We start from the raw sequence: 16,489 nt of genomic DNA on the forward strand, positions 1-16,489 counted from the left end.
TCTTGGGATAATTATACAGTGGACGATGCATAAAATCTGTCCATTTTATCAGCATACGAGCACAGTGTCGGGCTTTTTGTTTTGCAGTTATTGCTTGAGGATAATAAAAAAGTCAAACCCGGTCCGGGTCTGACTTTTAAAGTTTCTATATTTTAAAAATGGTGGGGCGCTTAGTCTTCAAAGGCTACGCGAACACCTTCAGGGATTTCGAAATCCTTTTGGACAAGCGTCAATTCACCGGATTCTTCGTCACGGGCAAAGACCGTCACGTTGTCCGTTTCCTGGTTAGGCACAACCAAGAACTTTTCTTCTGGATCGAAAGTCATGTCGCGAGGGAATGAACCTTCAACCGAGATGTTTTGGATGAGTTCGATTTCAGCGCCCATGTTTGAAACCTGGAACACGGCGATTGTATCGTGCCCTCGGTTAGAGGTGTAAATGAAACGGTTGTCTGATGAGACGCGGATAGCGGCGGCACCGTTGTGAGCATCCCAGTCTGATGGAATCGTTGAGGCCGTCATCAAGTGATCGAAGGTTCCGTCTTCGCGGTTGTACTTCAACACAGAGAGAAGAGATGACAACTCACCGAGCAAGTAGGCGTAGTGGCCGTCCTTTGAGAAGCGAATGTGACGTGGACCAAAGCCAGTCGTGGCGCTGTAACGGGCAACTTCTGTGAGCTTTCCATCTTCAGCGACGTCGAATGTGACAATTTCGTCTGTTCCCAAGTCGACAACAACCAAACGGTTGTCTGGCGTCAAGTTGGCGAAGTGAACGTGGGATGATTGCTGTTCCGGACGTGGGCCAGAACCTTCGTTCTGCCAAGTGTCTACGAGCTTTAATGAACCGTCTGCTTGAATTTTGTATGATTCAACCGTACCGCGGTGGTAGTAGCCCGCAAAGACCAACTGACGTTCTTCATCAACACCGATGTAAGCAGGCGTTGATCCGTCAGACATGTTGGCGCCGATTTCAGCCATTGGACGCTTGCTGTTGTCCAATGCCGCAACACCACCTTGGTCGCCGCGCTTGTCGACGGCGTATACCTTGTTTTCCTTTGAAAGGGCGAGGTAAGTGGGGTTGGTAGCAGAGAATACAAGCTTTGCGTTTGACAATTGACCGCTTTGGTCGTCAAATTCCGCTTCGTAAATTCCCTTTGAGGTCTTTTTAGTGTATGTACCGAAAAGTACGTGGTGAACAGTCATGTTCAGAAAAACTCCTTTTTGTCTTTATTTATTGCTTACTATTATAACATAGGAACGGCGGGAGTTTTGAGGCTCAGTGGAAGTGATTTTGGATTTATTGGTCAAAGTCAGACCCGGACCATCTGACTGATTTTGTCTATTTATTCAAAAAGAAATGGACACCTTGTTAAACATATTGTATTCTCTTCATATGAATAATAGTGAATATGAATAGGAAGGATAAAGATGACGATTTCGCTTTTAACACTGACCTTTTTGGCGGTAAACTTGGACTTCTTTATTATGTTGTTATTCTTATTGAAGAAGTACGCCTTTAAGTCCGTGCTCTTTGCCTATGTGATTGGAAACATGCTGCTAATGGTGGCAAGCTTCCTCGCCGGGCAAGTACTCGAGGCCTTGTTACCCGAATGGCTACTCGGTATCTTGGGCTTCATCCCAATCTACTTAGCTTTTAAAGGTGACGATGATGAAACTAGTGCAAGCATGAAGACCAAATCACCGTTTTGGATTGTTTTGGGCACTTACCTGTCGGTCTGCGCCGGCTGTAACCTCGCCATTTTCTTACCTGTTTTGATGGGGGAGAGCTGGACAACATTTGGCCTAACCTTGCTTTATATTTCCGTACTGACAGCTTTGATGGCCTTGTTGATTAAAGCCGTCGTCAATGTTCAGCAAGTTGCTACGATTATCGATCGTTACGGTGAGAAGCTGATGAAGGCCTGCTACGTTTTGATCGGGTTGTTCGTCCTCTTTGATAGCGGATTTATCGCTCATGTAATACAATTGGTAGAAGGCCTACTGAAGTAAAGGATTATTAGACACGTGCGTGAAGATTATCTAATTGAAACGAATACATTATTTAAGATACTGTCTAACCCAACGCGGTTGCGGATCTTATTTTTATTAGAGAATAAGGAACTGAGTGTCTCTGAAATTGTGGCTGCTTTGCAGTTGGAACAATCCACCGTTTCCCACCAGCTGTTGAAGCTGAAGGAGCACATGCTGGTTACGACTGAGCGCGATGGGAAGAGTATCCGCTACCAGTTACGCGATCCGCACATCTTAAAGATTGTGGACATGGCCTATGCGCACTCCGCTCACGTCTTGAAAAACGAACCGCACGATTATACGAAGAACGTTTAATAAATAGGACGCCTGTGAGGGGCGTTCTTTTGCTTTTTCACTGGATTTTGTGCCATTAGAATTCAAAATTGCAACGGTGGAATATGCTAGAATAGACAGGTAGAAAGTCGGCCTGGAACGGGTTGGACTTTATCATTATTAATCAGAAAAATGGGGACAACCATGACGAATCACATTGTTTTATTTGAACCAGTAATGCCCGCTAACACGGGAAACATTGCGCGTACGGCCGCCGGAACAAACGCTGTCTTACACTTGATCGAACCACTCGGTTTCGACATCTCCGACAAGGCCGTGAAGCGTGCTGGCTTAGATTACTGGGACCACGTTAACCTGGTGACGCACCCATCTTTGCCTGACTTCTTGGAGACGATGAAAGAAGACGATAAGCTCTACCTTGTCTCAAAGTTTGCCAACCAAGACTATACAGATCCCGACTATTCATCTAAGAGTGGAGCGGGGGATAACTACTTCTTATTCGGTAAGGAAACCACAGGGTTGCCCGAAGTCTTCATGCGCCAGAATCCTGAAAAGGCCATCCGAATTCCACAAAACGACAGCCACATCCGTTCGTTGAACCTTTCAAACACGGTGGCCATCGTGTTGTTCGAAGCATTACGTCAACAAGATTTTGCCGAATTGGACAAGGTTTTCACCTACGAACAAGATAAATTGAAATAAAGTTGAAAAAATGTCAGAAAAAGGTTGCGTGGGGTAATGATCCTTGCTATACTAACATAGTTGTTTGATAGAGATATGAAACAACAACTGACCATGGCCCGTTGGTCAAGTGGCTAAGACGCTGCCCTTTCACGGCGGAATCGAGAGTTCGATTCTCTCACGGGCTACTAAAAAGTCGCAAGCATTTGCTTGCGGCTTTTTTGTTTTCAAAAAACGACGTAGACCTGTAATTGTAAGGGTAGAGCGACGTTTTACCTTGTGCTAATATAGGAAGAGTAGTTATCACTTTAGAAGCGCTTGCTTCTATTATAGGAGAGTTTTATGGCGAACAAGAGAAAGACAAAGAGCCAGTCAGCAAAAAAGATGACCCGTTCTGGAGCAGCTACTCAGGTGCTTTCTTTAGTAACGGTTATTATTTTGTCGATTTTTGCCATTTTTAAGATTGGCCTTTTTGGTGTTTACTTGGCAGACATCGTTCGTTTCTTCATCGGAAACCTCTACCAAATTTCATTGCTTGCCGTCATCTTCTTAGCCGGTTACTACCTGATTATGGATAAGCCATACCCAATTCCGGGTCGCATTTACGCTGGTCTGTCGATGCTTTACATTTCAGCAACCATGTTCTTGTCCATGCTTTTCTTCACGCAGGCCTCACTTCCTGATGGCTCAGCGATGGAACAGGTCATGCGCATCATTGGCCAGGATTTCCAAAACCAAGTGGCCACCACGCCAGTTGGGGCTGGAATGCTCGGTGCCATTCTTTACCAATTAACCTATACTTTCCTTTCAAACGTGGGAACGGTTATCATCATCGTCGTCCTTTTCATCGCCGGTGCCATCGTGACTTTCAAGTTACCGGCCCGTGACATGGCGCAGAAGTCCGTTCAAAAGGCACAGGAAAAGGCCGTTGAAATTCGGGAGAAGCAGGCTGACCGTCGTGATCAGCGCGCCTTGCTCGGTAAAAAAGACAAGCAGGATTTGACGGACTTCGGTGACAATCCGTTCGGTTCATCAAACAAGACGGAACCATCAGTCGATGATGATCCGTTTGCACCGAAAAACCCTGCTTTGACGGGTGAAGATGCACCGGCTGATCCTGTTGAACCAACGATTAACTGGCAGGCGCCTACCCAAACTGGAAACGCTGCCGGATCAAACGGGGCCGCTGGCCATGAAGAAGCAATCGTTGACGGCACGAAGGGGGTTGAACACCCAGCAGCCGTTAGCGAGCACGAACGCGCCAACTCGGGCGGGGACGACTTTGACATGAGCCAAAACGGTACGGATGACGACGACTACGAGCTGCCAAAGACGACGCTTTTGACCAAGACGACGCCAACCGATCAGTCCGCCGAAGCCAAGAGTTTGAATGCCAAGTCTCGCTTGGTGCACGACACGCTCGAATCCTTCGGGGTTGAGGCGACGGTCTCATCCGTCTCGCTTGGACCGACGGTTACGCAGTACGAACTGAAGCCAGGGCAAGGGGTGAAGGTTAACCGTATCGCCAACCTGGCCGATGATTTGGCCTTGGCCTTGGCTGCCAAATCCATCCGTATCGAGGCGCCAATTCCTGGTAAGCCATACGTCGGGATTGAAGTGCCAAACGACACGCAAGCCGTCGTTGGCTTCCGTGACATGATTGAGCAGTCCAACACGCTAAAAGACGATTTGCTCACCGTTCCTTTGGGACGTGACGTCACGGGGAACATCGTGTCCGTCGACCTTGCTGCGATGCCGCACTTGCTGATTGCGGGTTCAACTGGTTCTGGTAAGTCCGTTGGTTTGAACGGTATCATCGTGTCACTTCTGTTGAAGGCTAAGCCATCCGAAGTGAAGTTGATGATGGTCGATCCAAAGGTCGTTGAATTGTCCATTTACAACGGCATTCCGCACTTGCTGACGCCAGTTGTCTCCGATCCTAAGAAGGCGGCGAAGTCTTTGAACAAGTTGGTCGAGGAGATGGAAAACCGCTACGACTTGCTGGCTCAGTTCGGCAAGCGAAACATCGGCGAGTACAACGCGGCTGTTGAAGAAAACAACAAGCACGCTAAGGAAACCGGCAACGCCATCATGACCAAGCTGCCATACATCGTGGCTGTGGTTGATGAGTTTGCCGATTTGATGTCGACCGTCGGTTCTGAAATCGAAGTGTCCATCGCTCGACTCGGAGCAAAGGCGCGTGCCGCCGGAATCCACATGATTTTGGCCACGCAGCGTCCGGACGTAAAGGTCATCAATGGTACGATTAAGTCCAACATTCCTGGACGAATCGCCTTCCGTACAGCATCTGGAATCGATTCCCGCACCATCTTGGACGGGAACGGAGCCGAGAAGTTGCTCGGACGTGGGGACATGATCTTTGCGCCACCAGGAAAGGCCCACAAGCGTTTGCAGGGGGCCTTCATCTCAAACGACGACGTGACAGCCGTTGTGGACTTCGTGAAGGATGAGCAGGACGCTTCCTACGACGACAAGATGACGGTGACCGACGAAGAAATCGCCCAGGATGAGGCCGGTGTTGGCGGCGATTCCGACGACGAGCTCTTCGACGAAGCACTCGAATTCGTGATCGACCAGCAGAAGGCCTCAACGTCTCTCTTGCAGCGTCGCTTCCGAATCGGATATAACCGGGCTGCCCGCCTGATTGATGATTTGGAAAACGCCGGCTACATCGGACCGGCCGACGGGGCACGCCCTCGTCAGGTCAACGTCACGAAGAAGGCCGATGCTGAATAATTAATGATTTTAGATGTAAAAGTCTGACCCGAACCCACCCGGTTTTGGTCCGGCTTTTTTGTTTTGTTTTCAATTTTGTTAAACATCTAAAGGCAGTTTGTAGCACATCCAGGGCTGCAAATCATTCGGTTACGCCAACTGAGGTAAGTTAGGCCAACGCTGTTGTTTTCCTCCATAAGCGGTGCTATATTCCAGGCAGATGGGAGGTGGTCGGGTGCAGTGTAAAAAGGATAAACCACCGCTTGAACTCTTCATCAGTTCAATAACGAAACTTCGCAACCGATTAATCCGCTACCTGGTAGTCGGCTGGTATCCAATTCTCTGGTAGGGCCTTTTCAAGACGAGTTTGAAAGGAAAATCCGAAGGAGAATTGAGTATGAAGAAATTGAGAATGTTACAAGTGGGCCTCGCGGCTTTGACTTTTACAGGGAGCGCAGTGACGGTTGTGAACCCGGCCTCCGCCTTTGTTTTTGACCCCGTTAAGTTTCAGAAGGGTCGGGTACCTAATACGCGCATGGCGCCGTTTTCATCCATCGTCTTTATCGTTGATGAGGAAACGGGCGAAACGGGTTCCGGTGTGCTCATCGCACCTGACACTGTGTTGACCGCCGCGCACGTCGTCATGCGAAACCGCGCACCTTCAGCGCGAAGTGGAGGCTCGTCGCTGTGGCCACGCCAGTTAATTAACCCGAGCTCGTTGCATATCCGCCCGGCCTACGGGGGAAATACAGGATCTGATTTCGAACGTTATCCATTCGGTTGGAACCACCACGGCGAATCGGTGTCAATCCGGGCTGATTACTTCCAGGAGGCACTGCGGCCTGGCGGCGATTCGGGGGATAACGACATTGCCTTAATTCACTTGAACGCGCCAATCGAGGGTGCGCCGGTTTTGCCGCTTGGCGAATTCCGCCGACAAGACCTCGACCGGCGTGAATTGGTAACGGCCATCGGCTTCCCGGCCTTTCTGGGAGGTGGTAACCAGGGAATGCCTTTTAATCATAACGACAGCATGTACGTTGATTCTGGAACAATCGATGCCATGACGGGGCGCCAGTTACTGTCTCGTAACTTGAATTGGACGAACGGTGACAGTGGTGGCCCAATTATTAATTCTAGAAACCAGGTCGTGGGCATTATGTCGGCTTCCAATTCCTACGGAAGCTTTGCAACGCGCATTGATTCGGAGTTGACCTGCTGGATTCGACAGCAGATGGCCAGCCGTTCTGAAGCTCTGGCACCACACCTCGTTAGTCACCGCTGGCGCCAGTTGGGCAACCGTCGCGTATACTTCGATGAATACGGTGTAGCCACAATGATAACTGCACAGGGGAGCGCGGACGAACCGATGGATTTGTCTCTGCCAAAGAAGAATAATCATACGGAACTGTAATTTTTCAAAACAAAAAGCAGGTGAGTGTCTTACTCATCTGCTTTTTTCTTATTCTGAAAAGAATGGTTTGAATTGCTCTGACAGAGTCCCATCCGGATCATTCACGAATTTCTTGTAGCTTGCCCAGTAGGCGTCTTCCTGCAAGAGTGGCTTCGCCAGGTCGTCAGGAAAGGCGTCTCTTGGAATGCGCCCTTGGTCGTCACGTGTGCCTTCGTACTCCTTTTGGAAGTCTTCAAAGCGTTTCTCGATGACAATGGCCTCTGGGCCAAACCAGTTGTGTGCTTCTGCTGAAAAGAAGCTTTCGTCCACTTCGTATGGTTGCCAGTCGGGTTGGTCGACTGCGATGTTCAACGGATGGACAAGTTTTTGTAATTGAACCTGACCCAGGGCAATGTCGGCCACACAGGCTGCCATGCCGGAAGGAAGACCGGGTTGCTTGTTTTCTTTTGCCACCAAGAGAAAAACGCCCTTGATGTTTTCGTTTACTTTGACCTCTTGGCCGACGAGGACCTTCATGAGGGTTTCAGCTGGAATATTAATTGCTTTCATAGGCACTATTTTAATCTTGAATATTAATGAATTCAAACTTTTCGACGTCGAAGAGCCCTTGGTCGGTAATCTTCAGGCTTGGGATGACTGGTAGGGCCATGAAGGACAATGTCAGGAACGGATCAAAGGCCAAATCGGAAATTTGAGCGAAAGCTTCGTTCAAATCATCTTGCATGGCGGTCAATTCCTCGTAGGACTTATCAGACATGAGCCCACCGATTGGGAGCGGAAGGGCGGTGATGTCACCGTTGTTCACGACGACCTGACCACCACCGATTTCCTTCAAGGTTGAAACAGCAAGCAGCATGTCATCGTCGTTTACACCGGCAACGATCACGTTGTGGGAGTCGTGCGCGATGGTTGAAGCAATGGCCCCGGCCTTCAAATCCAAGCCCTTGATGATACCGAGTCCAGAACCGAGGTCGTGATAGCGTTCCGCGACGGCGACTTTGGCATAGGTAGTATCTGGAATGAAGTTTCCGGCTGAATCCGTTTGCACCTCTTCGACCACGTGCTTTGTCGTGATGTGGTGGGGTTCGATTTCAATGACGTGGGCTTTCTTTGTCCCGTCCAACTTCAATTCCAAGTCTTTTTGATCGAAGGTGAGGTTAATTTGTTGACCTGGCAACCAGAGAACCGGCTCCTTCTGGTCTTCGAAGAATTCACCGGCAATCATCGTTTGGTCAATGGCGACCGTCTCCAAATCGTTCAAAACCAACAGGTCGGCTTCAAAACCAGGAGCGACGGCTCCAACGTTGTCTAAGTGGTGGGCCTTGGCCGCGTTAAATGAGGCCATCGTGTAGGCGATTTCAGGTGCGATGCCTTCTTCAATGGCCAGTGCCACGTTGAAGTTGATGGACCCTTCTTTTTGAATGTCTGCTGCGGACTTATCATCCGTTGCAAAGGAGAAGTGGGACTGGTTTAGAGGCGTTACTGCCTTAAGTAAGGCCTTCTCGTCACGTTCCACTGTTCCTTCACGAACGAAGATGTTCATTCCGGCTGAGATACGGTCGAGGGCTTCCTCACGGGTGCTGGCCTCGTGATCCGTATCAATGCCATAGGCACGGTAGACCGCCAACTCAGCAGACGTTAAGCCGGCTCCGTGACCATCAACGTGCTTGCCGGCTTCCTGAGCATCCTTAATTTTTTGAAGCATGTCTGGATTCTGCCCAGCAACGGCCGGGTAATCCATGACTTCAGCCAGACCAGCAATTTCCTTGTGCTGGTAGAAGGGCTTCAAGGCATCGGCGTCTAAGGTCGCTCCCGCGTGCTCAAAGTTGGTTGCTGGAACGGATGAGGGGAGCATGTAGTGGATGTGCAAAGGCGTTTTCTTTGCGGAATCAATCATGTATTGGATACCAGAAACACCTGCAACTGACGCGATTTCGTGGGGGTCGGCGAAGATTCGTGTCACTCCTTGCTTCAAGGAAAGACGACCGAATTCAGACGGCGTCAAAAGGGAAGACTCGATGTGCAGGTGGCCGTCAATCAAGCCGGGGACAACGTACTTGTCCTCGCAGTTCACCACGACGTTTGCTTCGTAGGCGTCAGATTCACCAACGAAGATAATCTTGCCATCCTTAATGTAGACGGGCTTGTTTTCAAATTCCTTTGTAAAAACGTTTAAAACGGCTGCGCCTTTTAAACAATAATCAACGGACGTCGTCATTTGGTCTCCTCTATCTCTCTCGTAAATTTTATTTATTTTAGCATATATCGGATTTGATTGTTCGTCTTTATCGGTTAAATTAGAAAGAATATGGCTTTTTTAAAAGTTGGTCACAAAAGTCAAATAAAAGTCTATACCAATTTAAAAATCGGTCTTGTTATTGCGCTTGAATGCTTGATAAAATAGGAGTTGTTAAAAAATATGATTTACAAACCAATTAAAGGTTGAAAGCGAGATATCGATATGTGTGGAATTGTTGGAGTTACAGGGGTAGGAGACGCACTCCCATACCTTTTGCAAGGACTACAAAAATTGGAATACCGTGGTTATGATTCTGCCGGTGTATTCTTGACGGATGCGTCTGGTAAGAACGAACTCATTAAGGAAAAGGGACGCGTGTCTAAGTTGGCTGAAAAGGCCAAGAAGGCCGGCTTCAATGGAACGGCTGGAATCGCCCACACTCGTTGGGCCACCCACGGAAACGTGACGGTTGAAAACGCTCACCCCCAGAAGTCAGCAAACGACCGTTTCTTCTTGGTACACAACGGTGTGATCGAAAACTATAAGGAATTGAAGGACACGTACTTGAAGGACGTGCACTTTATTTCAGAGACGGACACGGAAGTTGCCGTTCAATTGGTAAACCACTTCGCCGAAGAGGGCATGTCAACCGAAGACGCCTTCCGAAAGATGATTTCAATGCTTGAAGGAAACTCCGCTTACGGTTTCCTCTTGGTTGATGCGAAAGATCCTGAAACGCTTTACGTGGCAAAGAAGAAATCACCACTTTTGATTGGTGTTTCTGACCACGGTTACGCCGTGACGTCTGACGCCGCTGCCATGATTGATTTGACGAAGGACTTCGTTGAACTCCGCGACGGCGACTTGGCCATTGTTAAGCCAGATTCACTCACGATTTTTGATGCAAATGGGGATGCTGTTAACCGCGAACCATTCACGCTTGAAATCGATCCTGAAGACACGGACAAGGGTGCTTACCCTTACTACATGTTGAAGGAAGTGGACGAACAAGCCATCGTTGCCCGCAACATCGCTTCGCACTACTACGACGAAGATGGTAACTTGCAGGGAATCGGCTGTGCCATCACCGACAAGATGAAGGAAGCAGACCGCCTCTACATCGTTGCTGCTGGTACGTCATACCACGCCGGATTGGTTGGAAAGCGCTACTTCGAACAGTGGGCAAAGATTCCAACGGCAGTACACATTTCTTCTGAATTTGCCTATGACCAACCCATGTTGTCAGAAAAGCCATTCTTCATCTTCTTGTCACAGTCTGGTGAAACGGCCGACTCACGAGAAGTGTTGGACAACGTGAAAAAGCAAGGATTCCCGGCTTTGACTTTGGCAAACGTCATGAACTCAACCTTGACGCGTGAAGCGGACTTCGCTTTGCCTTTGCTCGCCGGTCCTGAAATCGCCGTTGCTTCAACGAAGGCCTACACGGCCCAAGTGATTGTGCAAGCCATCTTGGCTTCTGCCCTTGGTAACCCCGGCTTTGATTTGAAGGCTGAGTTGGCCAAGGTTGCCGTTGAAATCCAAGCCATCACGGATGACAAGGAAAAGTTCAAGGCCATCGCGGAAGACGCATTGGCTGACCAACACTCCGCCTTCTACATCGGACGTGGCTTGGACGCCTGCGTTGCTTTGGAAGCAGCCTTGAAATTGAAGGAAATCTCTTACATCCAAACCGAAGGATTCGCCGCTGGTGAATTGAAGCACGGAACGATTTCCTTGATTGAAGACGGTACGCCAGTCTTTGCCTTGCTCACGCAAAAGAAGACCGAAGGTTTGCTCCGCGGAGAAGTGGCACAGGTTGCTGCCCGTGGTGCCAACACGATTGTTTTTGCTTCAAAGAGCGTGGCAAAGGAAGGCGACGCCTTCGTCTTGCCTGAAGTCAACGAATTGTTGATGCCGTTGTTGGCCGTTATTCCAACGCAGTTGATTGCCTACTACGCAACGTTGGCTCGTGGCTTGGACGTTGATCGCCCACGTAACTTGGCGAAGTCCGTAACGGTTCAATAAAGTAAAAAAGCATAACGATTAAAGCACTCGTTATGAGGGTTTGCTATATAATAAAGTCGGTGTCGCGCCGGGTTCAAGTAGCCGCGCGAAACCGGTCTGAAATGGCGGCTTCAGTCCGTCTTTAAAAGTCGACGAAATAACGTCGGCTTTTTTTGTTTACCGGGCCTAATTCTGGTAAACTATGGAAGAGTATTTTACATTTTTAGGGGTGTTGCGATGTCTTTTATGAAGGACTTGTTTGGTAAGAAAAACCAAGCCAAAAACAACGAATTAACCGGCCTTGATTTGACCGATGGAAACTACAAAATTCCAAAGCACTTGGCCATCATCATGGACGGAAACGGGCGCTGGGCACAGAAGCGTCACTTACCGCGTGTTGCTGGACACAAGGAGGGGATGGAAACCGTTAAGCGCGTAACCAAACTGGCTAACGCCGCTGGGGTTAAAGTGCTAACGGTTTACGCCTTTTCCACAGAAAACTGGTCCCGTCCGTCTGACGAGGTTAAGTTCTTAATGAAGTTGCCCGTCACTTTCTTTGACACCTTTGTTCCTGAACTTCAGGCACAAAACGTGAAGGTTGAAACCATTGGTGACATCGACAAGTTGCCCGACAGCACGAAGAAGGCCGTCGATGACGCTAAAGAAGCAACGAAAGAAAACACAGGTTTGATCCTGAACTTCGCCTTGAACTACGGTGGTCAGGCAGAAATCGTCGAAGCGGCCCAGTCATTGGCCGAAGACGTGAAGGCTGGCAAATTGGATGCGGATCAAATCGACAAAGACCTCTTAGCTTCTCGATTGACCACTGGTTTCTTGGGCGACCTCGCTAACCCAGACTTGATTGTGCGTACTTCTGGTGAAGAACGCCTCTCAAACTTCTTGCCTTGGCAGGCTGCCTATTCGGAGTTCTACTTCACAAATGTGTTCTGGCCCGACTTTGTCGAGGCCGACTTTAACGAAGCCATCAAGGCTTACACCAAGCGCGATCGTCGTTTTGGTAAAGTAAAAGCTTAATTTGAAAGTGAGATTTTTCTGATGCAAACTCGCATTATTACTGCCATCGTGGCACTTTTAGTTTTCGTTCCTTTAGTTATCATTGGTAAGTTGCCCTTGCTGATTTTGACGCTTGCCCTCGGTTGGGTGGCCATGAACGAAATGTTGCGTATGACCAAGACACTCTTGGTATCGTTTGAAGCCATCATTTCACTTCTTGGTGTGACGGCTTTGATTTTGCCAAACAACTTTTGGGTCTGGGCGACTGACAACTGGCCAATGACGATTTCTTCTCAATCCGTTGTTGGCATCATTGCCTTCTTGTTCCTCTTGCGGACGGTTTTGTCAAAGAAGTCCTTTAACATCAACGATGCTGGTGTGCTCTTCTTGTCCATGGTATACATCGGAACTGGTTTCCACTACTTCTACTTGGCTGACCAGAAGGGCCTTGCCATCTTGTTCTTTGGTATGCTCACGGTTTGGATTACGGATTCATTCGCCTACTTCTGCGGCAGCGCCTTCGGTAAGACGAAGTTGGCCCCAAGCATTTCACCAAACAAGACCTGGGAAGGATCTATTGGTGGCTCACTCATTGCCGTTGTTTTCATGACGGCTTTCTATGCTTACACGGGATGGTTGCACAAGCCTGTTTTGGAAATCTTGATTTGCGCGGTTGTCTTGTCAATTGGTGGCCAGTTAGGTGACCTGGTTGAATCATCATTTAAGCGCCACTTCGGTGTGAAGGATTCCGGTAACATCTTGCCAGGGCACGGTGGTATCTTGGACCGCTTCGATTCCATGTTGATTGTGATGCCATTGCTTTCAATCTTGGGCTTGTTGCAGTAATTCTGGTGGATAACGCGCTTAATTTTAAGCACTTGTCCACAAACTTTCTTGATAGGAGGGCGCCATGTCTTTGACCGCCATCATTTCATTTTTAATCGTCTTCGGATTACTCGTGGCCTTTCACGAATTCGGACACTTCATCGTCGCTAAAAAGACGGGGGTCCTTGTTCGCGAATTTGCCATTGGAATGGGACCAAAGATTTTTTCTTGGTACCAGAACCACACGGCTTACACGATTCGCTTGCTCCCCGTTGGGGGTTACGTGCGGATGGCTTCTGAAGATGACCACGATGAATTGGAAGCGGGGCAGCGCCTTTACTTGAAACAGGATGACAAGGGACTGGTTACTTCTTTAGACACGCGTGTCGAACAAGAAGAAGCTGGCTTCCTCTTCACGGTTGATCAAGCTGACCTCGTCGATGACATGGTTTTGAAGGGCTTCCGCGATGGCTCGGAAGAGCTGGAAACGCTTTCTGTTTCACCAGTTGCCGTGATGATCGGTGAGGATGGCCAGCCAAACCGCGTGGCACCACGTGCTGTTTGGTTGGAATCAGCGAAGCCGTTGAAACGTTTGGCCATTAACTTGGCCGGACCGTTCATGAACTTTGTGCTGGCCTTTATCGCCGCCTTCGGATTAGCCTTCTCTCTCCACCAAGTTTCCGTTGACCAACCGGTCTTAGGACAGGTGGTGAAGGAGCAACCGGCTGCTAAAGCAGGCTTGAAGGTGAACGACCGCATCACTTCGGTAAACGGTCACAAGGTGACAACCTTTACCGGGTTGGCTAACGAATTAGCTGGTCAAGCTGACAAGGACTTGCCGGTCACTTACGAGCGTAACGGTCACAAGCAGACGACCACGGTTCGTCCGGAAGCCGTTGAGGTTTCTGGTAAGAAGGTCGCTAAGGTCGGTATCGTTGCAAAGGGTGAGACTTCCATTGGCGCTCGCATGGACTTTGGTTGGAACATGACGTCATCCTGGTTCACCCAGGTTGGTCGCGGTATCGTCGACCTCTTCACCTCAACTTTCAGCTTGAACAAGCTTGGCGGTCCGGTGATGTTGGCCAAGGCCACGTCGACGGCATCGAACCAAGGTTTCCTAACGGTATTAGCCTTGCTCGGTATGCTTTCCGTTAACCTGGGCTTGCTAAACCTGTTACCGATTCCACCGCTCGATGGGGGAAAGGTCTTCTTGGACCTTTACGAATCGATCTTCAAGCGACCATTCCCGGCAGTCGTGGCAAACGCCTTGATGATGGCGGGAACGATCCTGCTCGTTATCTTGATGATTCTGGTGACGGCAAAGGATTTGATTCAGTTTTAGATGGTATAAGTCAGAGGCGGACGTGTTTCATTTGCTTCCGCTTCTGGCCAAGCTGTTGGACACCGGCGCCATGTTTGTATCGCGCACGGGTCTGACTTTTATAAAAGATATTAAACAAAGGGCATTTGCCCTGTACATAACGATTAAATAGAAAGAAGGATGTTATGAAACAATCACAGCTCTTTATGCCTACTTTGCGTGAGGTACCAGCCGACGCCGAAGTGAAGTCCCACCAACTCTTGTTGAAGGCCGGATACATCCGTCCGGTATCTGCCGGTGCCTTCGCTTACTTGCCTTTGGCTAAGCGCGTATTGAACAAAATCGAAGCCATTGTCCGCGAGGAAATGGACGCTGTGAACGCCAACGAAATGTTGGTTCCTGAAATTTTGCCTGCCGAACTCTGGCAGAAGTCAGGCCGTTACCAGACATACGGTCAAGATTTGTATAAGTTTAAGAACCGTCAAGACCGCGACTTCATCCTGGGTCCAACCCACGAAGAAACGTTTACGGAATTGCTCGGAGGCGACATCAAGTCTTACAAGAAGTTGCCACTCTTGGTTTACCAAATCCAATCAAAGTTCCGTGACGAAGGACGTCCTCGTTTCGGCTTGCTCCGTACCCGTGAATTCTTGATGCAAGACGCCTACTCATTTACGGCCGACAACGAAGGCTTAGACACCATCTTTGACCAGATGGAAGTTGCTTACACCAACATCTTTAACCGCGTTGGCTTGGACTACCGCATCATCGACGGTGACGCCGGTGCCATGGGTGGCTCAACGTCAAAGGAATTCTCAGCACCAGCTGCTGCCGGGGAAGACACGATTGTGTACACGGAAGGTTCCGACTACGCCGCCAACTTGGAAATGGCCAAGGATTTCTACGAACGCGTTGACCGTTCTGACGAAGAACAAGACGAAATGACGACGATTGATACGCCAAACGCCAAGACGATTGAAGACTTGTCCGAACTCTTGGACGAACCCGCTTCATCATTGGCCAAGACGGTCGTTGTTGCCGGACCTGAAGGCGAACTCTGTGCCGTTGTCACGACCGGTGACTTCGAAGTGAACTTGGTTAAGGTTCAAAACGCTCTCGGATTGCCTGAAGTGGACATGGCCGACGAAGCCGTTGTGAAGGAAAAGTTGGGTGCTGGATTCGGATCACTTGGACCCGTTAACTTGCCTGAAGACGTGAAGCTTTTGGTCGATGAACGCGCGGCCGACCTCGTGAACTTCACGGCCGGTGCAAATGAAGACGGCAAGCACTTCACTGGCATCAACTGGGGTCGCGACGTGGCCTTGGAAGATGAACAAATCGGTGATTTCCGTACCGCTAAGGAAGGCGAATTAGCAGTCGATGGGAAGGGCAAGTTGGCCTTCACCAAGGGAATCGAAATCGCCCACATCTTCAAGCTTGGAACGAAGTACTCAAAGGCTTTGGGTGCCCAAGTGCTTGACTCAAATGGTCGCAACGTCGACATGGTGATGGGATGTTACGGAATCGGAATTTCTCGTTTGCTTTCCGCCATCACGGAACAAAAGGCAGACGACAAGGGATTGGTATGGCCAGCAGCCATTGCACCGTTCGACGTACACATCGTCCCAATCAACTTGAAGGACGAAGACCAAGCAGCGCTCGCCGCTGATTTGGAAGCCACTGTTAAATCAGCTGGTTACGACAGCCTCGTGGATGACCGGAAGGAGCGTGCCGGTGTGAAGTTCGCCGACGCCGAACTCATTGGTTTGCCAGTTCGAATCACGGTTGGTAAGAAGGCCTCTGAAGGAATCGTTGAAGTTTCTGTTCGTGCCACGGACGAAAGCTTCGAAATGACGGTTGCTGAAGCGGTTGAAAACTTGCCTAAGTGGTTGTCAAAGTAATTATTTTTCTCATACAAAAGTCGACTCCGG

At 49.3% G+C, this 16,489-nt stretch carries 13 protein-coding genes and 1 tRNA gene; 11 read left to right on the forward strand and 3 right to left on the reverse strand.

Going from position 1 to position 16,489, the window contains the following annotated elements; genetic code table 11:
• Positions 1 to 170: 170 nt before the first annotated feature.
• A complete protein-coding gene (locus G6R29_RS00005) occupies positions 171 to 1,202 on the reverse strand; it encodes a lactonase family protein (protein WP_213808311.1) in 1,032 nt (343 codons plus the stop codon).
• A 225-nt stretch (positions 1,203 to 1,427) separates the two neighbouring features.
• On the opposite strand from G6R29_RS00005, the gene G6R29_RS00010 reads away from it, so the two are divergent.
• The 6 genes from G6R29_RS00010 to G6R29_RS00035 all read left to right on the forward strand — a co-directional run bounded on the left by G6R29_RS00010 (position 1,428) and on the right by G6R29_RS00035 (position 7,155).
• Positions 1,428 to 2,009, forward strand: a complete 582-nt coding sequence (locus G6R29_RS00010) for a cadmium resistance transporter (protein ID WP_213808312.1) — start codon at positions 1,428 to 1,430, stop codon at positions 2,007 to 2,009.
• Between the two features lie 15 nt (positions 2,010 to 2,024).
• On the forward strand, positions 2,025 to 2,345 hold the full coding sequence (locus G6R29_RS00015; RefSeq protein ID WP_213808313.1) for an ArsR/SmtB family transcription factor: 321 nt from the start codon (positions 2,025 to 2,027) through the stop codon (positions 2,343 to 2,345).
• A gap of 162 nt (positions 2,346 to 2,507) precedes the next feature.
• Entirely contained in the window at positions 2,508 to 3,026 is a 519-nt protein-coding gene (locus tag G6R29_RS00020) for a tRNA (cytidine(34)-2'-O)-methyltransferase (RefSeq protein WP_213808314.1), read from the forward strand.
• Positions 3,027 to 3,121: 95 nt separating this feature from the next.
• A tRNA-Glu gene (locus G6R29_RS00025) sits at positions 3,122 to 3,193 on the forward strand.
• 154 nt (positions 3,194 to 3,347) lie between these two features.
• The gene (locus G6R29_RS00030) at positions 3,348 to 5,762 is read left to right on the forward strand and encodes an FtsK/SpoIIIE family DNA translocase (protein ID WP_213808315.1); all 2,415 of its coding nucleotides are present in this window, start codon (positions 3,348 to 3,350) and stop codon (positions 5,760 to 5,762) included.
• A 376-nt stretch (positions 5,763 to 6,138) separates the two neighbouring features.
• Positions 6,139 to 7,155 carry a trypsin-like serine peptidase gene (locus G6R29_RS00035; RefSeq protein WP_213808316.1) on the forward strand — a complete coding sequence of 339 codons (1,017 nt, stop codon included), beginning with the start codon at positions 6,139 to 6,141 and terminating at the stop codon, positions 7,153 to 7,155.
• 48 nt (positions 7,156 to 7,203) lie between these two features.
• On the opposite strand, the gene G6R29_RS00040 is transcribed toward G6R29_RS00035, so the two are convergent.
• Together G6R29_RS00040 and ade are read right to left on the reverse strand one after the other, a co-directional pair.
• Complete coding sequence (locus tag G6R29_RS00040) at positions 7,204 to 7,704, reverse strand: hypothetical protein (protein WP_213808317.1); 501 nt, start codon at positions 7,702 to 7,704, stop codon at positions 7,204 to 7,206.
• A gap of 10 nt (positions 7,705 to 7,714) precedes the next feature.
• Complete coding sequence (gene ade / locus G6R29_RS00045) at positions 7,715 to 9,373, reverse strand: adenine deaminase (RefSeq protein ID WP_213808318.1); 1,659 nt, start codon at positions 9,371 to 9,373, stop codon at positions 7,715 to 7,717.
• Positions 9,374 to 9,616: 243 nt separating this feature from the next.
• Here ade and glmS point away from each other — a divergent pair, with 243 nt between their 5' ends.
• From glmS to G6R29_RS00070, 5 genes are all read left to right on the forward strand, one after another.
• Positions 9,617 to 11,419, forward strand: coding sequence for a glutamine--fructose-6-phosphate transaminase (isomerizing) (gene glmS, locus G6R29_RS00050; protein ID WP_213808319.1), 1,803 nt, complete (start codon positions 9,617 to 9,619; stop codon positions 11,417 to 11,419).
• A gap of 225 nt (positions 11,420 to 11,644) precedes the next feature.
• Positions 11,645 to 12,433 carry an isoprenyl transferase gene (locus G6R29_RS00055; RefSeq protein WP_213808588.1) on the forward strand — a complete coding sequence of 263 codons (789 nt, stop codon included), beginning with the start codon at positions 11,645 to 11,647 and terminating at the stop codon, positions 12,431 to 12,433.
• A gap of 21 nt (positions 12,434 to 12,454) precedes the next feature.
• Positions 12,455 to 13,258 (forward strand): phosphatidate cytidylyltransferase, encoded by an 804-nt coding sequence (locus tag G6R29_RS00060; protein ID WP_213808320.1) that lies wholly within the window; start codon positions 12,455 to 12,457, stop codon positions 13,256 to 13,258.
• A 64-nt stretch (positions 13,259 to 13,322) separates the two neighbouring features.
• The gene (locus G6R29_RS00065; protein WP_213808321.1) at positions 13,323 to 14,579 is read left to right on the forward strand and encodes a M50 family metallopeptidase; all 1,257 of its coding nucleotides are present in this window, start codon (positions 13,323 to 13,325) and stop codon (positions 14,577 to 14,579) included.
• 164 nt (positions 14,580 to 14,743) lie between these two features.
• Positions 14,744 to 16,459 carry a proline--tRNA ligase gene (locus G6R29_RS00070; protein ID WP_213808322.1) on the forward strand — a complete coding sequence of 572 codons (1,716 nt, stop codon included), beginning with the start codon at positions 14,744 to 14,746 and terminating at the stop codon, positions 16,457 to 16,459.
• Positions 16,460 to 16,489: the final 30 nt, after the last annotated feature.

The sequence above is a fragment of the Fructobacillus broussonetiae genome, assembly GCF_018437275.1.
In the GTDB taxonomy this organism is placed as follows: Bacteria; Bacillota; Bacilli; order Lactobacillales; family Lactobacillaceae; genus Fructobacillus; species Fructobacillus broussonetiae.

Excerpts from the sequence above, each read along its gene's own strand:
- G6R29_RS00060 (WP_213808320.1), top strand. The coding sequence starts at position 12,455 with ATGCAAACTCGCATTATTACTGCCATCGTGGCACTTTTAGTTTTCGTT.
- G6R29_RS00065 (WP_213808321.1), top strand. The coding sequence starts at position 13,323 with ATGTCTTTGACCGCCATCATTTCATTTTTAATCGTCTTCGGATTACTC.
- glmS (WP_213808319.1), top strand. The coding sequence starts at position 9,617 with ATGTGTGGAATTGTTGGAGTTACAGGGGTAGGAGACGCACTCCCATAC.
- ade (WP_213808318.1), bottom strand. The coding sequence starts at position 9,373 with ATGACGACGTCCGTTGATTATTGTTTAAAAGGCGCAGCCGTTTTAAAC.
- G6R29_RS00055 (WP_213808588.1), top strand. The coding sequence starts at position 11,645 with ATGAAGGACTTGTTTGGTAAGAAAAACCAAGCCAAAAACAACGAATTA.
- G6R29_RS00020 (WP_213808314.1), top strand. The coding sequence starts at position 2,508 with ATGACGAATCACATTGTTTTATTTGAACCAGTAATGCCCGCTAACACG.
- G6R29_RS00010 (WP_213808312.1), top strand. The coding sequence starts at position 1,428 with ATGACGATTTCGCTTTTAACACTGACCTTTTTGGCGGTAAACTTGGAC.
- G6R29_RS00005 (WP_213808311.1), bottom strand. The coding sequence starts at position 1,202 with ATGACTGTTCACCACGTACTTTTCGGTACATACACTAAAAAGACCTCA.
- G6R29_RS00035 (WP_213808316.1), top strand. The coding sequence starts at position 6,139 with ATGAAGAAATTGAGAATGTTACAAGTGGGCCTCGCGGCTTTGACTTTT.
- G6R29_RS00070 (WP_213808322.1), top strand. The coding sequence starts at position 14,744 with ATGAAACAATCACAGCTCTTTATGCCTACTTTGCGTGAGGTACCAGCC.
- G6R29_RS00040 (WP_213808317.1), bottom strand. The coding sequence starts at position 7,704 with ATGAAAGCAATTAATATTCCAGCTGAAACCCTCATGAAGGTCCTCGTC.
- G6R29_RS00030 (WP_213808315.1), top strand. The coding sequence starts at position 3,348 with ATGGCGAACAAGAGAAAGACAAAGAGCCAGTCAGCAAAAAAGATGACC.